Raw genomic sequence first — 16,997 nt, 5'->3', positions numbered from 1 at the left:
AGAAGGTGTGAGACACTACAATGTTTAAAGATAAAGTTCTTCTCATTACAGGGGGCACCGGATCTTTTGGTAATGCGGTATTAAGGAAATTTTTAAATACCGACATTAAGGAAATTCGCATCTTTTCAAGAGATGAGAAAAAGCAAGATGATATGCGTAAACTCTATCAACATCCGAAAATTAAATTTTTTATTGGTGATGTACGTGATATCCAAAGTATTCACAATGCAATGTATGATGTTGACTTTGTTTTTCATGCTGCCGCTCTTAAGCAAGTCCCCTCTTGTGAATTTTTCCCACTGGAAGCAGTAAAGACAAACATAATAGGTACTGATAATGTTTTAACTGCTGCTATTCAAGCAGGCGTTAAAAAAATTATTTGCCTATCTACTGATAAGGCTGCTTATCCAGTAAATGCAATGGGAATTTCAAAGGCCATGATGGAAAAAACGTTTATTGCTAAGTCAAGAATGGTTCATTCAGATAAAACATTGATTTGCGGTACACGATACGGCAATGTGATGGCTTCACGAGGCTCTGTTATCCCTTTATTTATTGAACAAATTAAAGCTGGCAAGCCATTGACTATTACAGATCCAAAAATGACACGCTTTATGATGAGTCTCGATGAGGCAGTAGAATTAGTTTTATACGCCTTCTCCCACGCTGACAATGGGGACATTATGGTGCAAAAATCACCAGCTGCTTATATTGAGGATTTAGCCCAAGCCCTTCTCGAAATTTTTCAAGCTCAAAATAATATACAAATTATCGGAACACGGCATGGTGAAAAGATTTATGAAGTGTTATTAACAAAAGAAGAAGCTGCAAAAGCCATTGATATGGGGAATTTTTATAGAATCCCTGCCGATAATCGGGATTTAAATTATGGAAAATATCTTGATGAGGGCTCTCCTAAAATAACGTTAACCGATGAATATAACTCTACTAATACGAAAATACTGTCCGTCACTGAAATAAAGGAAAAATTGTTAAAGCTCCCTCTTGTTCAAGAAGAATTACATAATTGGATGGGAGGAAAACCTTGAAATTTTTAGTTCTTGGAGCTACTGGAATGGCTGGCCACACGATTTCACTCTACTTATGCTCTCAAGGGCATGATGTAACAACCTATTCACGAACACCCTTTTCATACGGAAAAAATATTACGGGAGATATTTCTGATTCAAATTTTTTAAGGACACTATTACTAGATTACGACTATGATGTCGTAGTCAATTGTATCGGTGTTTTAAATGATGCCTGTGATACCGACCATGAGAAAAGCATATATCTCAATAGTTATTTGCCTCATGCAATTGTATCTTTATTAAAAAACAGGAAAACCAAGCTTATTCATTTGAGTACGGATTGTGTATTCTCAGGAAAAACCGCTCCCTATCATGAAAAAAGCATTCGCGATGGGGAAACCTTTTATGATCGAACGAAGGGATTAGGAGAAATTGAAAGCACTCAACACCTGACGTTTCGTAACTCTATTATCGGCCCTGATATGAAAGAGGATGGCATAGGCCTCTTTAATTGGTTTATGAAGCAACACGATACTATTAACGGCTATACTGGCGCAATATGGACCGGAGTTACTACCCTAACATTAGCAAAAGCAATTGAACGTGCAGCAATTGAAGGTACAACAGGCCTCTACCACCTCATCAATAATAGTAGTATTTCAAAGTTTGATTTACTGCAATTATTCAATACGCATTTCAAGGAAAATAAAGTAGTCATCCTACCCTATCAGCTCTTAAAAATTGATAAAACACTAGTCAACACACGAAAAGATTTTTCATTTACAGTACCTAACTATGAGGAGATGATCCTTGAGATGAAAAACTGGATATGGCAGCATAAAGATTTGTATCCTCATTATTTCAAATGAGTTTGGGGTTCCACTAATAATAGTTCGACCAAAAGTTTTTTAAGCTATACACATGAAGAAGGTGTTTTAATTGGCAGGAGCATTTCAAAATACTACATCATAAAAAACAATGGTATCCCTCACTTACGATTGGAATTCGCGATTAGTTAATTTGATTATGAAGTGTAAAAAAGACACCAACTACGGTGTCTTTTCTGCATGAAATTAGTATTTGATTTTAAGAGTATCCCCATCGACATAAACTCCCTCAGAACGGGAAATCGGTAGCTTTTGCTCTGCTGAGAAGCCGATCGTTTCTCCATCCCTTAAAGTGACATTCTCTTCTACAATATATCCGGAAATCGTAATCAAAAAATCGCGCAGTTCGGCAGGAGATGCTTGACTGTCCAAAATTTCAATTTCATCCTTGCCAAAGGCTTTTAACCCATAAGTATATCCATCTACCCCGGTCTCCGTTCCGACAAGGCCGAAATAAACCAGATTCAGTAAAGGAAACATATCGTCATTCTTCATGATTTCAGCCATATCCAAAAAAAGTTCAGGCTGAAATACGGTGCCGCATGTATAGATCCCTATTGCGTTAGGAAGCTTTAAACAACTGGCAGCCAGCTTAGTGTATAGCCTGCCACTGTCCAACGGGGAGCCGGAGCGAGTAAATGCAGCAAGGATGATTTGAGCTACATGCGTTTGAGTAACCTCCACGGCTTCCTTCCACATGTAGTTTCCCTGTGCATAATGCTCAGCCTCACCATCTGGTATGGGAGCCTCGATAAAACTAACCGCTAACATGCAGTCGTCCACTTCAAATACCAAGGTTCCTTCCTTTGTTTCTTCGGCAGTTTCCTCTTCCTCTGCCGACGAGCAGGAGATGTTCCAATCACTCAATAGGTTGGCTTTTATCTGATCAATATCACATTCTGCAGAGTTAAGTAGAACGAACCCGTTAAAAATACCAGAACCATTGTCTTGCGTTTCCGTCTCGTCCTCCATGGACTGGCCAGCTTCATATGCTGCAGCCCGCTGCATCCAATATTCTCGGATTAATTCTACCATCTTTACAGCTTCTTGCTCTGCAGTCGCAGGGTCATAAGGTTGCATATCGCTGAATATATGGCCGCAATGCTCGGTGTCAGACGGGTCCTCATAGCCTCCACATACGCCGAGGAGCCATTTTCCGAGCATTGATTTTTTATACTTAAATATATAGTAATGCATATCATGTAAATCAAACTCTCCTGCAATTTCTATTTTGCTAGGTTGTTTCCCGAGTTCGCGTTCATCTGCAAGCCAGTCAATCATGGATTGCATCGCTGCTTGTTGTTGAGCTGTCATTAATTCCTCTCCTTTTTGAATGGTACGATTCTACAATTATACTACCAACTTTTAGGAAGATGAATATTGCATCGAGAATTTCCCAAAAATCAGTAGTTTCCTTCTATTTCTGTATCTATTCCGCCTGGGGCTTTTGGCCAACAAATGTCTTTTACGAAAATGCGTAGTACCAACGAAATTTCCCCTAAACGTTCAACAAGCTTAGACGTTTCCCAAGATAAGTAGATTGTCATCGCGATAAATGCCACTGAAAAAAGGAGTAAAAATAATGTATGATCTATACATCACAACATAAAACATAATCACTCGTTTGAAAAGTTTTTTTTCGTCAAAAAATTTTTACTAATTTTCAAGTGTGGAGAAATTCAGTAAACACAATAATCCATGACCTTAAATAGCTTTGTAAAATAATTTTTTGAAATTTTACAGTTTTCTTTTTTTAGTGTTATAATCGCCAAGAAATTAAAACTCATTATTTTAGGAGGATTTTATATGGCATTACGTGACTTTTTTATTTACTTATCAGAAAATCAAATGCTTAATGGCGCAGCTCAAAGATATGGTTTACGAATGGGCGCACAAAGCGTTGTAGCAGGCACAACAATTCCAGAGGTCGTTCAAACGATTAAAGAATTAAACAAAGCAAACATTTCTTGTACAGTAGATAATCTTGGAGAATTCGTCTTTGAGAAATCCGCGGCAACAGCAGCGAAACAAAATATTTTAGCCGTGATTCAAGCAATTCATGATGAACAATTGGATGCACATATTTCACTTAAGCCTTCACAGCTAGGTCAAGATATTGATATCGACTTTTGCTATGAAAATTTAAAAGAGATCTTGGCACTTGCACATAAGTACGATATTTTTGTGAATTTCGATATGGAAAACTACGCACGCCTTCATAGCTCATTTGACTTACTAGAAAAGCTACACCAAGAGTACGATAATGTGGGTACGGTTATTCAAGCTTACTTCTTTGAATCAGAGGAAAATATTGAGAAATACAAAAACTTCCGCCTTCGTATTGTAAAAGGAGCCTACAAGGAAAATGATAATGTGGCCTATCAATCAAAAGATGATATTGACCGCAATTATTTAAAACTAATCGAGCAACATTTGCTAAACGGTAAGTTCACATCGATTGCAACACATGACCACAACGTTATTAATCATGTGAAGCAATTTGTCAAAAAGCATAATATTCCGAATGATAAATTCGAATTCCAAATGTTGTATGGCTTCCGCAAAGATATGCAGTATAACTTAGCGAAGGAAGGCTATAACTTCTGTACATATTTACCATTCGGTAGTGATTGGTATGGTTATTTCATGCGTCGTCTAGCAGAGCGCCCTCAAAATCTAGCACTTGTTACAAAACAAGTGTTTAATAAAAAAACAAATACAGCAATCGGCCTAGGTGTTACAGCCTTTGCTCTTGGTCGTCTATCTAAAAAAAGCAAATAATTCAACACTTGAACTCAATGAAAAAGCGAAAACATCATGAATCAATGTTTTCGCTTTTTTTATTGAGTTTATAGTTTTTAACACGATACTGTAAACTTTGTCGACGTATGCCTAATGTAGCCGCAGTTTTCGAGATATTCCCTTGGTGAAAATCTAATGCTTTGGAAATATAATACTCTTCCACCTCTTTCATGTAGACATCAAGTGGTCGAATATCATTTGGATTTTTAATAATAAATAAATCCGCATTCTCTTCCATCCCATCATCATAAATCTGCTGGATTTTCCATCTAAAATAAGCTGGTAACATATGTAAATCTACTACAGTTTCATTAGTCAAAAGGGACGAAATTTCATCAAGTAACACTTCTAACTCCTTTAAATTCCCTGGCCAATCATATTTCAAAAAGATCTCTTCGACTTCTTCTGATAACCCCTGAATGGATGAGCCAAAGCTATCACGATGGCGCTGGAAGTAATCATCAATAAACGGCATGATATCTTCTTTTCTCTCTCGTAATGGGGGTACATAAATCGTAATCCCTGAAAACAATCGATATAATTCCTTAGATAACATTTGTTCTTGAATTAAATCAATCGGGTCTTTGCCCACACTAGCAATTAGCATATGCTGATGATTCGAATGATTGTTAAACAATTCTACAATTTTTTTTTGCGCCGCTATGGATAAATACTCAATCCGTTCAGCGAAAAACGTAATATTTTCTTTTCCAGCAATGTTTTTTTCAAATTGCTTTAAAATGGTGTTTTCATCTCTGCGGCAAATCAATGTAATAAACAGATCGTTTTGCACCCTTAAATCATGATGAATTCCCTCAGCAATCATATCAATACCTGTACCCGATTCCCCTACTAACACAACGGGCATTCGACTCAATGACACAATTTTTGCTTTTTCAATAACATCTCGCATCACTTCTGATACTGCGGTAATAATATCAAAGGTCAGCGGAGCACCATACCTTCTTAATGGTTGGTACATCATATATTCAAGCTGTGTAATATCTCGTGCAAATTCCACAGCCCCTATTAAAGCTCCCTCATAGTGCAATGGATAAATATTACTAATATAGGTGACTTCTTGATTTTTTTTATTCCAATACGTTTTTTTCACATTGGGGATTGGTGATTCAGAGCTTAAAACTTTATAAATATCACTTTTCTCCGTTTCAAAATCGATAATTTCGAGTGCTCGCCTCTTCTCGAATTCATCTTCATTCACACCTTCTAATTCTCGCATTTTTTTATTATAGATTAGCAATTTGCCCTCTGTATCTACAACACAAATGCCCATATCCCCTTTTTCAATAACGTATTTATAAATATTTAATAAAATATGATTTTCCATCTTGTCCTCCTGTGTACTCCTACCCCCTATTTTATCATTATGTATGAAAGGTAAACACGAAAATTAAAAAATTGCGAAAATTATTGTTGATTAATGCCAAGCTATATTGCATTATAGAATTAATAATATTCCAAATAGTGCATAATCATTTGGCACTATAGTTCACAGGAGGAAATAATATGATTACATACAAACACGAACCATTCACAGATTTTACTCAAGAGGCTAATTACAACGCATATTTAGAAGCATTAAATAAAGTAGAGGGCTATTTAGGTCAAGACTACCCATTAATCATCGGTGGAGAACGTATTACTACAGAAGATAAAATCGTTTCATATAATCCGGCAAAGAAAACAGAAGTAATTGGCCGCGTATCAAAAGCAAACAAAGAACTAGCTGAAAAAGCAATGCAGGCTGCAGACGAAACATTCAAAACTTGGAAAAAAGTAGACCCAGCTATTCGTGCAGACGTACTATTCAAAGCAGCGGCAATTATCCGTCGTCGTAAACACGAATTCTCTGCACTTTTAACAAAAGAAGCAGGTAAACCGTGGGCTGAAGCTGATGCAGATACTGCAGAAGCAATTGATTTCTTAGAATACTATGGTCGTCAAATGTTACGTATCAAAAACGGTCAACCTGTTGAAAGCCGTCCTGGTGAATATAACCGTTATGACTATATTCCACTAGGAATTGGTATTGTTATTTCACCATGGAACTTCCCATTCGCTATTATGGCAGGGACAACGGTTGCAGCTTTAGTAACGGGTAACACTGTATTATTAAAACCAGCTTCAACAACACCTGTAGTTGCTTATAAGTTTATCGAAGTGTTAGAGCAAGCAGGTCTTCCAGCAGGTGCTGTGAACTTTGTACCAGGATCAGGTGCTGAAGTAGGTGACTACTTAGTTGATCATCCAAAAACACGCTTCATCAGCTTCACTGGATCTCGTGATGTAGGTTTACGTATTAACCAACGTGCATCTGTATTAAATGACGGTCAAATTTGGATTAAACGTGTTATCGCTGAAATGGGCGGTAAAGATACAATCGTTGTTGATAAAGAAGCAGATCTAGAGCTTGCAGCACAATCTATCGTAAAATCAGCATTTGGCTTCTCAGGTCAAAAATGTTCAGCATGTTCTCGTGCTGTTATTGTTGAAGATGTATATGACACAGTTGTTAATCGTGTAATTGAGCTTACTAACAAGTTAACAGTTGGTGATCCATCGGACTTCAACAATTACATGGCAACAGTTATTGACCAAGCGGCATTCAATAAAGTGACAGAGTACATTGAAATTGGTAAAGGAGAAGGTCGCCTTGTTGCAGGTGGTACAGCTGATGATTCAGTTGGTTACTTCATTCAACCAACAGTATTTGCAGACGTAGAGCCTTCTGCGCGTATTATGAAAGAAGAAATCTTTGGACCAGTTGTAGCTATTACAAAAGCTAAAGATTTCGATCAAGCAATTGATATTGCAAACGATACTGAATACGGTTTAACAGGTGCGGTTATTACAAATAATCGTATGAACCAAGAAAAAGCACGTGAAGATTTCCATGTAGGTAACTTATACTTCAACCGCGGCTGTACTGGTGCAATCGTAGGTTACCAACCATTCGGCGGCTTCAATATGTCAGGTACTGATTCAAAAGCAGGTGGTCCAGACTATCTACAACTTCACATGCAAGCAAAAACAACTTCTGAGTTTTTCTAAAACATAGAAATTTATAACTGAAATAAAGACTTGTTTATTTAGATAGATTAACATTAAACCCGAAGCGATAAAGCTTCGGGTTTTATATTGAAACAAACTCTAAACTACAAGAATACCTATAGACGTCAACCCAATTTGGCATATACGGCACATGTCATTTGTCTCTTTAAAAAAGACTGTTTTCGAAATGATTGTTGTTATTCAACTAACGGTGCAGGATAGCGGAAGAGTATTATGTGAATTTTGAGACTGGTAGCTAGGTTGTGTCTTTCTCCAGCCATAAAACTGCTTGGCGTCTTTTGATCATATAAATCATTTCAATTCCCACCTTTCATGTTTTTTAATTAACAAAATTAATATTGACGAATACGAATATAATTTTCTACTTTTCTTCGGTTCTCTTCAAAGATTTTTTTCGCATTTTCATTATGAAGTGCTTTCTCAAGAGAGATCTCACGTTTTGAAATAGTTATTGTGAGATCAAAAATGTTTAATATCATTTATTATCACCTCCTTAAATTACCATGAAAAATGAAAAAAACCGTAGAGAGACTCCTCTACGGTGAAAAAAGGCACAAAAATACCGCAGGGGCACACTTCTCCCTGCGGTATGGGTATGCTTAATTACAAAAAAAACCTTAAGCGATCCATTCCGATCTGGTCGAATGTGTGATTTTCATTTTTACTGAAGTTGTAACTACCAATGACATCAATTTAACGATAACGATCATTTCATTCGACCTCCTTAAGAATTTTTTGTTTACTTTGTAAGTATATCCATCTTTAAGTTGTTTTTAAACATCTTTTACCAAGATTTCCTGATTGTGTAAACGGCATAGATAAACCGGCAATTTGTTATACCTTATAAATATGGCTGTTATCGCGGTAGGTATTCTTGACCATTAATTGTTAATTTAGAAGCAGAAATCAGAATTTCTTTATTTGCTTCAAAATATGGCTCTAAAATATTGTGAAACGCTTCCCATTTTTCATCAATCTTTGTTGAATCTTCTTTTTTATCTAGCTTTAAGATTTCTTCATATAGCTGTTTCAATTTCTTGCTATCTGCTTTATTAACTTTGATTTCATAACGTAGCGACATATATTCTGACATATATTCTTCAAACGTTGGAGGTATTATGAATTGACTAATGATGTCATAAAACTCCATCGATAGTTTGTTATACAATTCATAATTTTCATCTCTTTCTGCTTTTTGACTATCTTCGTAAATAGCTTTTAGTTTTGCTAAATCTTCTGTTGAGATTTTTTCTAAATTAACACCTTCGATGTATTTTTCAAACGTTTCAGGTGGATTAAGTTCATCAAGATATGGTCGAAGTACTTTCTTAAATTCTTTCATTTTCTCTTCAGACTTTTCCTCTTGACCATCTTTTCTAAGCTTTACCCATTCCTCATAAATATCTTTAAGCTTTTTTTTATCATTTTCTGCAATAACTATATTATTTTCACTAAATTCGTAGTAGTATTCTAGAAACTCATTAAATGGTTGAGGCTGCCAACTAGCTAAAATATATGGCTTCGTGATTTGAAACATTTCTTCCTGAAGTTTAAAAAATTCCTCATATTTCTTTTCAGATTCTTTCATATCTTTCGTTTTTGAAGCTTCTTTTTCTAGCTTCTTCACTTCACTAAACATTTTTTCTAATTTTGTTAACTCTTCATTTGGTATATTTTTAGGCAATTCCTTTTTATAATCTTCGAAAGTGTAGAAGTCTGCGTAATCTTCGACTACTCCACCTTCAACTGTTATTTCCTGTCCTACTACTATGATCTTTCTCATTTGTTTCACTTGCTCGTCAGAAAATTTAGAGAAACTGATGTAGTAGTTTTTACCATCTATACCCTTTATCCCAACACCGACTCCGTTAAATTTTTTAATCGTTCCTGTAATTTGTTGTTCGATTTGAACAGTAACACCATTTGTTGGTTCTACTGAAGTAGCTCCTGCTTGAAGGGGTGTAAGAACAGCCATTCCTATTGTTAGTGCTGAAGCAATTATCCAAGATTTTTTACTAGTTTTTTTCATAATATTATCTCCCTTTTATTTGTTTCGGAGCTCAGTATCTCCAATATTTAGACGAATTACCAAAATAAAGGTTCGTTTTGTTTCTAAATTTATTAATTTTTTCTGAGTAATATGTTCAGTTCAAATACTATCTCTTCTTCTTTCATTTTTTTAACTAATTTTTTTCAAACCGTATTACCATAAGGCTCGTCTAATTAGGGAGGAGGTTAAGCAAGAAAATAAATATAGCGAATTATCTTACATATATGAATTAAATTCCAACGAAGTACAAAAAGAAACTATCATTGGATTGTTTATTATGGTGTTATTAAAATAAATGATTTAAAAAATAAACAAAAAAACTGACTTTCTTGTGAAGGAATGTACTTAAACTAACAGCGTGCTTTAGTTAAATAAGATAGACAAACCAGAAGCAACAATCTTTGAGAAAACAGCCTTAAAAAAAGAAAAACACAACTTGCGAAAAATTCATATCAATTATGCCTCCACATAATTGCATCCGGAATCGACATTTAGCTAACGTGATGAGTAGCAATATAATTCCGACTTTTTGGTCATAAAAAAATCTTCCATTCAATTTAATTGGAAGATAATTGCGGTCCTAAAATCACGTAATTTTCAGGGTAATAAAAGAGGGATTCTACGTCAGAGACCGAAGCCTCGACCGAATCCCTAATTTTTCGAAAACCTTTTTTCAATGGTTTGCATTTGTAGTTAAAACAGTGAAACTTTGTAGATGCTCAGAACTAATACTATAGGAAACAACCTTCTCCTTGTACTTCTTGACTACATCAACGTGATTGTCGTAACTAAAAACAAAGAAATTAACATCTTTTTTGCCTCTTTTTACGTTCATGATAAATGGAGTAACATTAGTCTCTGGCTGTAAAAATAATTTTTCATTACCTGGAAATATATAATGTTTTTTCAAAAATGAAGCTTTATTAAAATAGTCTGTAAATCTATTTTTTTCTTCCTCTTCTAAATTATTTCCATTAAAAGTTACCGTTACATCTTTCGAATCAAGTTTTTTATGAAGTTCAAATTTACTTACTCCCCATGCCACAGCTATACTGGGAGGGCTCATTAACAATTTAATAATAGTTCCAATCACTAGCGTAATAATCAAACCTGTTGTCATACCATACCAACTCTTTCAAAAATTTTTATTACCTACATTGCACATTGTTTCAAAAAAAAATAGTAATTTAGTTATATCGATATTTTATCATCCACCTCTCTATAATAAGGGATTTATATTTTTTATAACCATCCACTTGGATGCTTTTTTGACCATCCATTTATCTTAGAAATAAATATATTTAGCCATCCAATTGTCTTAGAAATAAATATATTTAGCCATCCAATTGTCTATATACTATTAAGAGCTTCTGCAAACCTTTTGATTCCTTCATCTATCGAATCTTCATCTTCCTTTGCGAAAGTAAAACGAACAAAACCATCTTTGGATCCCAGTGTAGAACCAGGAGCATAAATGACGCCTCTTTTAATGGATTCTTCAAGCAATTGAATTTCATTATATTTTTTTAGTATTTTACACCATATATGAATACCACCTTGAGGAATAGAATATTCCACCAGATCTTTTAAATAAGTATCAAGGCTTTTTATAATTCTATCTCTCCTTTTTTCTAATTCCTTAATTAAACTTTTTATATGAATATGAAAATTTTCTGATTCTAAAAAATCATGCGCTATCCATTGTGTATAGCTAGAATGACCGAAGTCGATTTGTTGTTTCGCATCAGATAATCTTTCAATAACCGATGTTGGGCCAATAATCCACCCTATTCTTAATCCTGATGCAACAATTTTGGACAAGGAACTAATGTATAATACGTTTCCATTCCTATCCATTGATTTAAGGGTAGAGATTTTCTCTCCTGAAAAGGCTGTTAAACTATAAGGATCATCTTCTACCACCGGAATTCCAAACTTTGAGGAAATGTCTAAAATCGCTTCTTTTTTCTTTCTATTTAATAAGGAGCCCGTTGGATTTTGAAAGTATGGATTTAAAAAAATCATTTTAATTCGGTGTTTTTTATATAATGACTGCAAATCTTCTGGGTTCATTCCATCCTTATCGACAGGTAAATAATGTACTTGTATACCTACCGATTTGAAAATTGGAAGATTATAATTATAAGAAGGATCTTCTATTGCTATTGCATCTCCAGGCTTTAACAAACATTGTACAATTAAATGTAATGCTTGTTGCGCTCCTGATGTTATAAGTATTGAAGAAGGATTAGTTTCGATTCCCCGACTTTTTTTTACGTGTTTTGTAATTGTATTTCTAAGGATTTCATTCCCCTGTGGATGATCGTATCCTAGGCTTCCAATATAAGAACGTGTTGAAGTTATCTCGCTTAAAAATCTTTTTGGGAAAAGTTCTTCTGACAATTCACCGGAAGCTAAATTTATTAATTTATGTTCAACTGCTTCTTTTCTTATTTTTTGCGTTACAGGTTGACTCGGTAAAAAAGAACCCGCCTCAATATACCTATTCCAGCTAGGAATCCGTTTTTTTGTTAAACCCCATATATCTTTACTAATGGTAGTACCACTACCTCTATTTCTTTCAATTAGCCCGATCGATTCTAATTCGTCATATGCATTAACGACAGTACTTCTATTTAAATTTAAAGTACTAGCTAAATATCTCTCTGATGGCAATGGTTTATCAGCTGGAAATGTACCATCTGCAATTCCCTTTTCAATATATTCTGCGAGTTGTTTATAGATAGCTTTTTTCGCTTTTCTATCAGGTTTCCAATCCAACTATACTCACCTCATTAATTCCTTCAAACTTGCACTTTCTTCTTATTGTAATGTTACTCCTAATAAAAAATTATATATTAATATTATTTTAATTGTAATTAACCATCCACCTTATTGTTATTTTAGGCATCCACTAAAAAAATCAATCCGTATTTTCTATTTTATAACCAATGTTACAATGAGCGTTAAATAAACTCCTTTTTCATAGAAAAAAAGCAGAAATTAATTCTGCTTTTTTACTGGAATACCAAAAACTCGGAATATATAATCTTGCTCTTGCTCTTTTGTAGCAATACCTGTCGCTAAACCTTCTGGCGATTTCCCACCTTGCATAATCATCAAAAAATTATGGTCATCATTAACTGTTGAAAAATCACCCTTTTTCCAACGATTTAATATATCTAAGTACGTTTCATAAGGTGCATGTTTATCAGTTGCACGACCTTCATATTTATCTTTGTTTTCTTCTACCATCTGTAATAAAATGTTGATTCTTTCTGGCGTAATCATAATAGAACTTTCTTTACTTTCAGCTATAATCTTTTGGTGCGCCATCTCTTGAAGCACTTCTTCTACTAGATTGCCAACGAAGGGTTCATCTCCACTTTTCCATTCATCAATCCTCTTGGAATAAGTAGTGTTTTCCCAACCCAGACCACTCGTATCCACTGTTGATTCGAACTCTTTCTTATCATTTTCTTTTGAAATAGATTGACTGCTATCTAATTCGCTCTCGACATTTTTAAAAGTTTCATTGTCATAGTTCTTTTTCATAATCAAATACGTACCACTAACACTCAATAATGCTGTTAAAACAACGATACCTAAAACATGAATCCGCTTCATTTTTTACCACCTTTATTAATATTACCACAAAATTACCATATATACTTTTCTCTGTAAACATCAGCAAAAAAAACAGGCGTGTGAAACCTGCGAATGATAGGGGTTTTGTGTTATTTTTCTTAATTCCTATGTATGAAGAAATTTCAAACAAGCATAGGCAATAAGTGCTGCGAACAGTTTTGATTGAATACGGCATTTTTAGTCGTCCCAATAGAACATGCACGTTCAAGTTTGGTTTAATCCAACGGAAAAAACTTTCTATTTGCCCAACGAGACTTATACATGTTGGCAATTTCTTCAGCAGTGATATCTATTAAACTTGTCAGGACACGTATTTCTTTACCCTCTAGATCCATGAATTGAACGACACCGTGGAGCTTTTGAAAAAAATTCAAGCTGGTGAAACTTTACTAATCGTAAAATTTCACCAGCTTTTTAGATTTCAGAAATTGGTTTTGTCCCAACCTCTTGACGTTTAATTATGAAGAAAATAAATAGATGTCTTTGAACATACCTTAAAGTATGCTCAAACTTGTTTCCTTTATATCAGTGATTAGCATATGACCCGGTGCATGGGTAATTATAATAGAAGGTTTACTTTCCATTGCTACTGCCTGAGGGGTAACGCCACAAGCCCAAAACACTGGTATTTCCCCTGGCTTGATGGACACAGCATCACCGAAATCTGGTTTTGAAATATCCGTAATACCTATTTGTTCCGGACTACCAATATGAATTGGTGCACCGTGTACATTTGGAAAACGCGAAGTAATTTGGATTGCACGAATCGCATCCTCTGGTGTCATAGGGCGCATACTGACAACAGTTGGTCCTTCAAACACACCTGCTTTTTCACACGCGATATTTGTTTTATACATTGGTACATTACAGTTTTCTTGAATATGTCTTATTGGAATACCTGCTTCAAGAAGAGGTGTTTCAAATGTAAAGCTACACCCTATTAAAAAACCTACCATATCCTCTTCCCAATAATCTGTAATATCTAATACTTCTTCAGTTAAAATACCATCCCGATAAATACGATATTTTGGAATGTCCTTGCGAATATCTGCATTTTTAGCAATTTTTGAAGGTATAAATGATCCAGGTTCAGTCACGTCTAATAATGGGCATGGCTTTGGATTTCGCTGACAGAATAGTAGAAAGTCAAAGGCATGTTCCTTCTTCAAAATCACTAAATTTGCTTGAGTAAACCCAATCGACATGCCAGAAGTTGGTCCAGAAATTTCCTGATTGCGAATAAGTTTACGGATTTCATTCGGCTCTAAAGCACTATATGTTGTCATTATCAATTCACTCCTTATAAATTAACCACCCATGAAAAGATGCTCATGGATGGTTGGATGTTAGATTAACTAAAGATTTTTGGAATTTCTTCAATAAATGTATTAATGCTGAGATATCCCATAATAACAACTACAATTGCTCCAGTTACAGTTAACCAACGTGGATGCTTATATGTACCAACAATTTCTTTTTTGTGTGCAGCGACTAACATGATGCCAAGTGATAATGGTAAAATCAGTGCATTTAATGCACCTACCAAAATTAACACATTAACAGGCTTTCCAACCAAGGCAAAAGTTGTTGTTGAAATGACGATAAATGCTATAATCACCCAATTATGATATTTCTCAATGTTAGGATGGAATGAACGAATAAACGAAACGGATGTATAAGCTGCACCTACAACAGAAGTAATCGCTGCAGCCCACATAATCATACCAAACATGCGATAACCAATATTACCGGCAGCTAGTTGGAAAACAGATGCAGGTGGATTGGCAGGATCAATAACTAAACCTTTTGAAACAACACCAAGAACCGCTAAAAATAAAGCAATACGCATTACGCCAGTAATCAAAATCCCTGTCACAGAGCTTTTTGTTACTTCTGGCAAAGATTCTTGTCCTTTGATGCCAGCGTCCAAAAGTCGGTGACCACCAGCAAAAGTAATGTAACCTCCAACTGATCCACCAACCAAAGTTACAATCGCAAACCAGCTAATTTCTTTAGGCCAAACGGTGTTCACAATCGCTTCTCCTACTGGTGGTGAAGTTTTAAAAGCAACGAATAGCATGAGTAGAATCATGACACCGCCAGCAATTTGCGCAACCTTGTCCATTGCCTTCCCTGCTTCTTTATAGATAAATATGAAAATTGCAAAAAGTGCGCTTACAATGGCACCCATAATTGGATCTATGCCAAGCATTGCATTTAACCCTAATCCAGCTCCAGCTACGTTACCAATATTGAATGCTAAACCACCTATAACAATCATAATTGCAAGGAGAACACCTAATCCAGGTAACACCTTATTGGCAATTTCTTGCCCTCGCAAGCCAGAAACAGCAATGATTCGCCAAACGTTTACCTGTGCGACAATATCTAGAATCAATGAAATTAAAATAACAAATCCAAAGCTAGCCGCTAATTGCTGTGTAAATACTGTCGTTTGTGTTAAAAAACCTGGTCCGATAGATGAGGTAGCCATTAAAAAGGCAGCTCCTATTAACACACTTTTACTAGCTGTTTTCTTAACAAATTTACCTTTTTTCTCTTGCTCGATTCCTACTTCACTAACTTCCGTTATTTTTGCACCCATTGGTTTACCCCTCCTTGATTGAACGTACTGATATTTGATGTTCTGATAATTTTGAATGAATATATTTTGCAAACTCTACAGCATGTTCCCCGTCCCCATGAATACAAATAGTATTTGCCTGTAATGGGATATCGATTTGCTGTTGTGACAGCACAATTCCCTCTTTCACCATTCTCACAACCTGATTCACAGCTTGTTCCTTATCGGTAATCATTGCATTAGGTTGTTTACGAGATGTTAAAGAGCCATCCTTTTGATAGGTACGATCTGCAAACACTTCATGGGCTGTTTGAAGCCCTACTTTTTCTCCGGCTTTTGTTAATTCACTACCTGATAGACCAAATAACACAAGTGAAGGTGAAATATCATAAATGGCTTGTGCGATTGCTTCAGCAATAGCTGGATTTTTAGCAGCCATATTATAAAGTGCTCCATGTGGCTTAACATGCTGCATAGTTTCATTGTAAGTCGTTAGAAAACCTTGCAATGCTCCAACTTGATAAATAACCATATCATAGGCTTCTTGTGGTGTGATGTTCATCTCACGTCGTCCAAAGCCATTTAAATCCGGTAATCCTGGATGTGCTCCGATTTTCACACCATTAGCAATGGCTAGTTTAACTGTCTCTCGCATGACTGTTGGATCTCCAGCATGGAATCCACAAGCAATATTTGCAGAGGTTACATATTTTAAGATTTCTTCTTGCTCTCCAAGTCGATAACGACCAAAACTTTCCCCTAAATCACAGTTTAAATCAACTCGAAACATCTTCTTCCCCCGTTTTCTTCCCACTAAAGTACTAATAATGAATACGTTTACAAATGTCTTGTACCGATATTCGGAACTTAAGTTTTGAAATTTAAAAAAATCTTAACATATT

The 16,997-nt window shown here is 35.3% G+C and carries 14 protein-coding genes; 4 read left to right on the top strand and 10 right to left on the bottom strand.

Annotation, left to right across the window (positions count from 1 at the left end):
* Positions 1 to 20 precede the first annotated feature (20 nt).
* Both JNUCC51_RS21505 and JNUCC51_RS21500 read left to right on the top strand, forming a co-directional pair.
* Positions 21 to 1,049: a polysaccharide biosynthesis protein gene (locus JNUCC51_RS21505; RefSeq protein WP_337989684.1), complete on the top strand. Its 1,029-nt coding sequence runs from the start codon at positions 21 to 23 to the stop codon at positions 1,047 to 1,049.
* A complete protein-coding gene (locus tag JNUCC51_RS21500) occupies positions 1,046 to 1,900 on the top strand; it encodes an SDR family oxidoreductase (RefSeq protein WP_337989683.1) in 855 nt (284 codons plus the stop codon). The genes JNUCC51_RS21505 and JNUCC51_RS21500 overlap by 4 nt, the downstream gene beginning before the upstream one ends.
* Before the next feature lie 204 nt (positions 1,901 to 2,104).
* Here the strand turns inward: JNUCC51_RS21500 and JNUCC51_RS21495 are convergent, their stop codons facing one another.
* Entirely contained in the window at positions 2,105 to 3,232 is a 1,128-nt protein-coding gene (locus tag JNUCC51_RS21495; protein ID WP_337989682.1) for a DUF4261 domain-containing protein, read from the bottom strand.
* A gap of 492 nt (positions 3,233 to 3,724) precedes the next feature.
* Between JNUCC51_RS21495 and JNUCC51_RS21490 the strand changes: the two genes are divergently transcribed.
* Positions 3,725 to 4,699 carry a proline dehydrogenase family protein gene (locus JNUCC51_RS21490; protein ID WP_100545222.1) on the top strand — a complete coding sequence of 325 codons (975 nt, stop codon included), beginning with the start codon at positions 3,725 to 3,727 and terminating at the stop codon, positions 4,697 to 4,699.
* Positions 4,700 to 4,733: 34 nt separating this feature from the next.
* On the opposite strand, the gene JNUCC51_RS21485 is transcribed toward JNUCC51_RS21490, so the two are convergent.
* Positions 4,734 to 6,068 (bottom strand): AAA-type ATPase lid domain-containing protein, encoded by a 1,335-nt coding sequence (locus tag JNUCC51_RS21485; RefSeq protein WP_337989681.1) that lies wholly within the window; start codon positions 6,066 to 6,068, stop codon positions 4,734 to 4,736.
* Positions 6,069 to 6,247: 179 nt separating this feature from the next.
* On the opposite strand from JNUCC51_RS21485, the gene pruA reads away from it, so the two are divergent.
* Positions 6,248 to 7,792, top strand: coding sequence for an L-glutamate gamma-semialdehyde dehydrogenase (gene pruA, locus JNUCC51_RS21480; protein WP_337989680.1), 1,545 nt, complete (start codon positions 6,248 to 6,250; stop codon positions 7,790 to 7,792).
* A 353-nt stretch (positions 7,793 to 8,145) separates the two neighbouring features.
* On the opposite strand, the gene JNUCC51_RS21475 is transcribed toward pruA, so the two are convergent.
* The 8 genes from JNUCC51_RS21475 to JNUCC51_RS21440 form a co-directional block, all read right to left on the bottom strand.
* The gene (locus JNUCC51_RS21475; RefSeq protein WP_100543174.1) at positions 8,146 to 8,292 is read right to left on the bottom strand and encodes a YrzI family small protein; all 147 of its coding nucleotides are present in this window, start codon (positions 8,290 to 8,292) and stop codon (positions 8,146 to 8,148) included.
* 377 nt (positions 8,293 to 8,669) lie between these two features.
* Positions 8,670 to 9,842, bottom strand: coding sequence for a hypothetical protein (locus JNUCC51_RS21470; protein WP_337989679.1), 1,173 nt, complete (start codon positions 9,840 to 9,842; stop codon positions 8,670 to 8,672).
* Positions 9,843 to 10,536: 694 nt separating this feature from the next.
* Positions 10,537 to 10,983, bottom strand: a complete 447-nt coding sequence (locus JNUCC51_RS21465; RefSeq protein ID WP_337989678.1) for a YfmQ family protein — start codon at positions 10,981 to 10,983, stop codon at positions 10,537 to 10,539.
* Between the two features lie 230 nt (positions 10,984 to 11,213).
* Positions 11,214 to 12,644 (bottom strand): MocR-like pyridoxine biosynthesis transcription factor PdxR, encoded by a 1,431-nt coding sequence (pdxR, locus tag JNUCC51_RS21460; protein ID WP_337989677.1) that lies wholly within the window; start codon positions 12,642 to 12,644, stop codon positions 11,214 to 11,216.
* 222 nt (positions 12,645 to 12,866) lie between these two features.
* Complete coding sequence (locus JNUCC51_RS21455; RefSeq protein WP_337989676.1) at positions 12,867 to 13,490, bottom strand: DUF6241 domain-containing protein; 624 nt, start codon at positions 13,488 to 13,490, stop codon at positions 12,867 to 12,869.
* Positions 13,491 to 14,005: 515 nt separating this feature from the next.
* Entirely contained in the window at positions 14,006 to 14,797 is a 792-nt protein-coding gene (locus JNUCC51_RS21450; RefSeq protein ID WP_337989675.1) for a putative hydro-lyase, read from the bottom strand.
* Positions 14,798 to 14,862: 65 nt separating this feature from the next.
* Positions 14,863 to 16,080, bottom strand: coding sequence for an NRAMP family divalent metal transporter (locus tag JNUCC51_RS21445; protein ID WP_337992276.1), 1,218 nt, complete (start codon positions 16,078 to 16,080; stop codon positions 14,863 to 14,865).
* A gap of 40 nt (positions 16,081 to 16,120) precedes the next feature.
* Positions 16,121 to 16,885, bottom strand: coding sequence for a LamB/YcsF family protein (locus tag JNUCC51_RS21440; RefSeq protein ID WP_337989674.1), 765 nt, complete (start codon positions 16,883 to 16,885; stop codon positions 16,121 to 16,123).
* Positions 16,886 to 16,997: the final 112 nt, after the last annotated feature.

Source organism: Lysinibacillus sp. JNUCC 51 (assembly GCF_015999525.1).
In the GTDB taxonomy this organism is placed as follows: Bacteria; Bacillota; Bacilli; order Bacillales_A; family Planococcaceae; genus Lysinibacillus; species Lysinibacillus xylanilyticus.
Note: the sequence above shows the minus strand (reverse complement) of the source record. Positions and strands in the feature narration are given on the sequence as shown.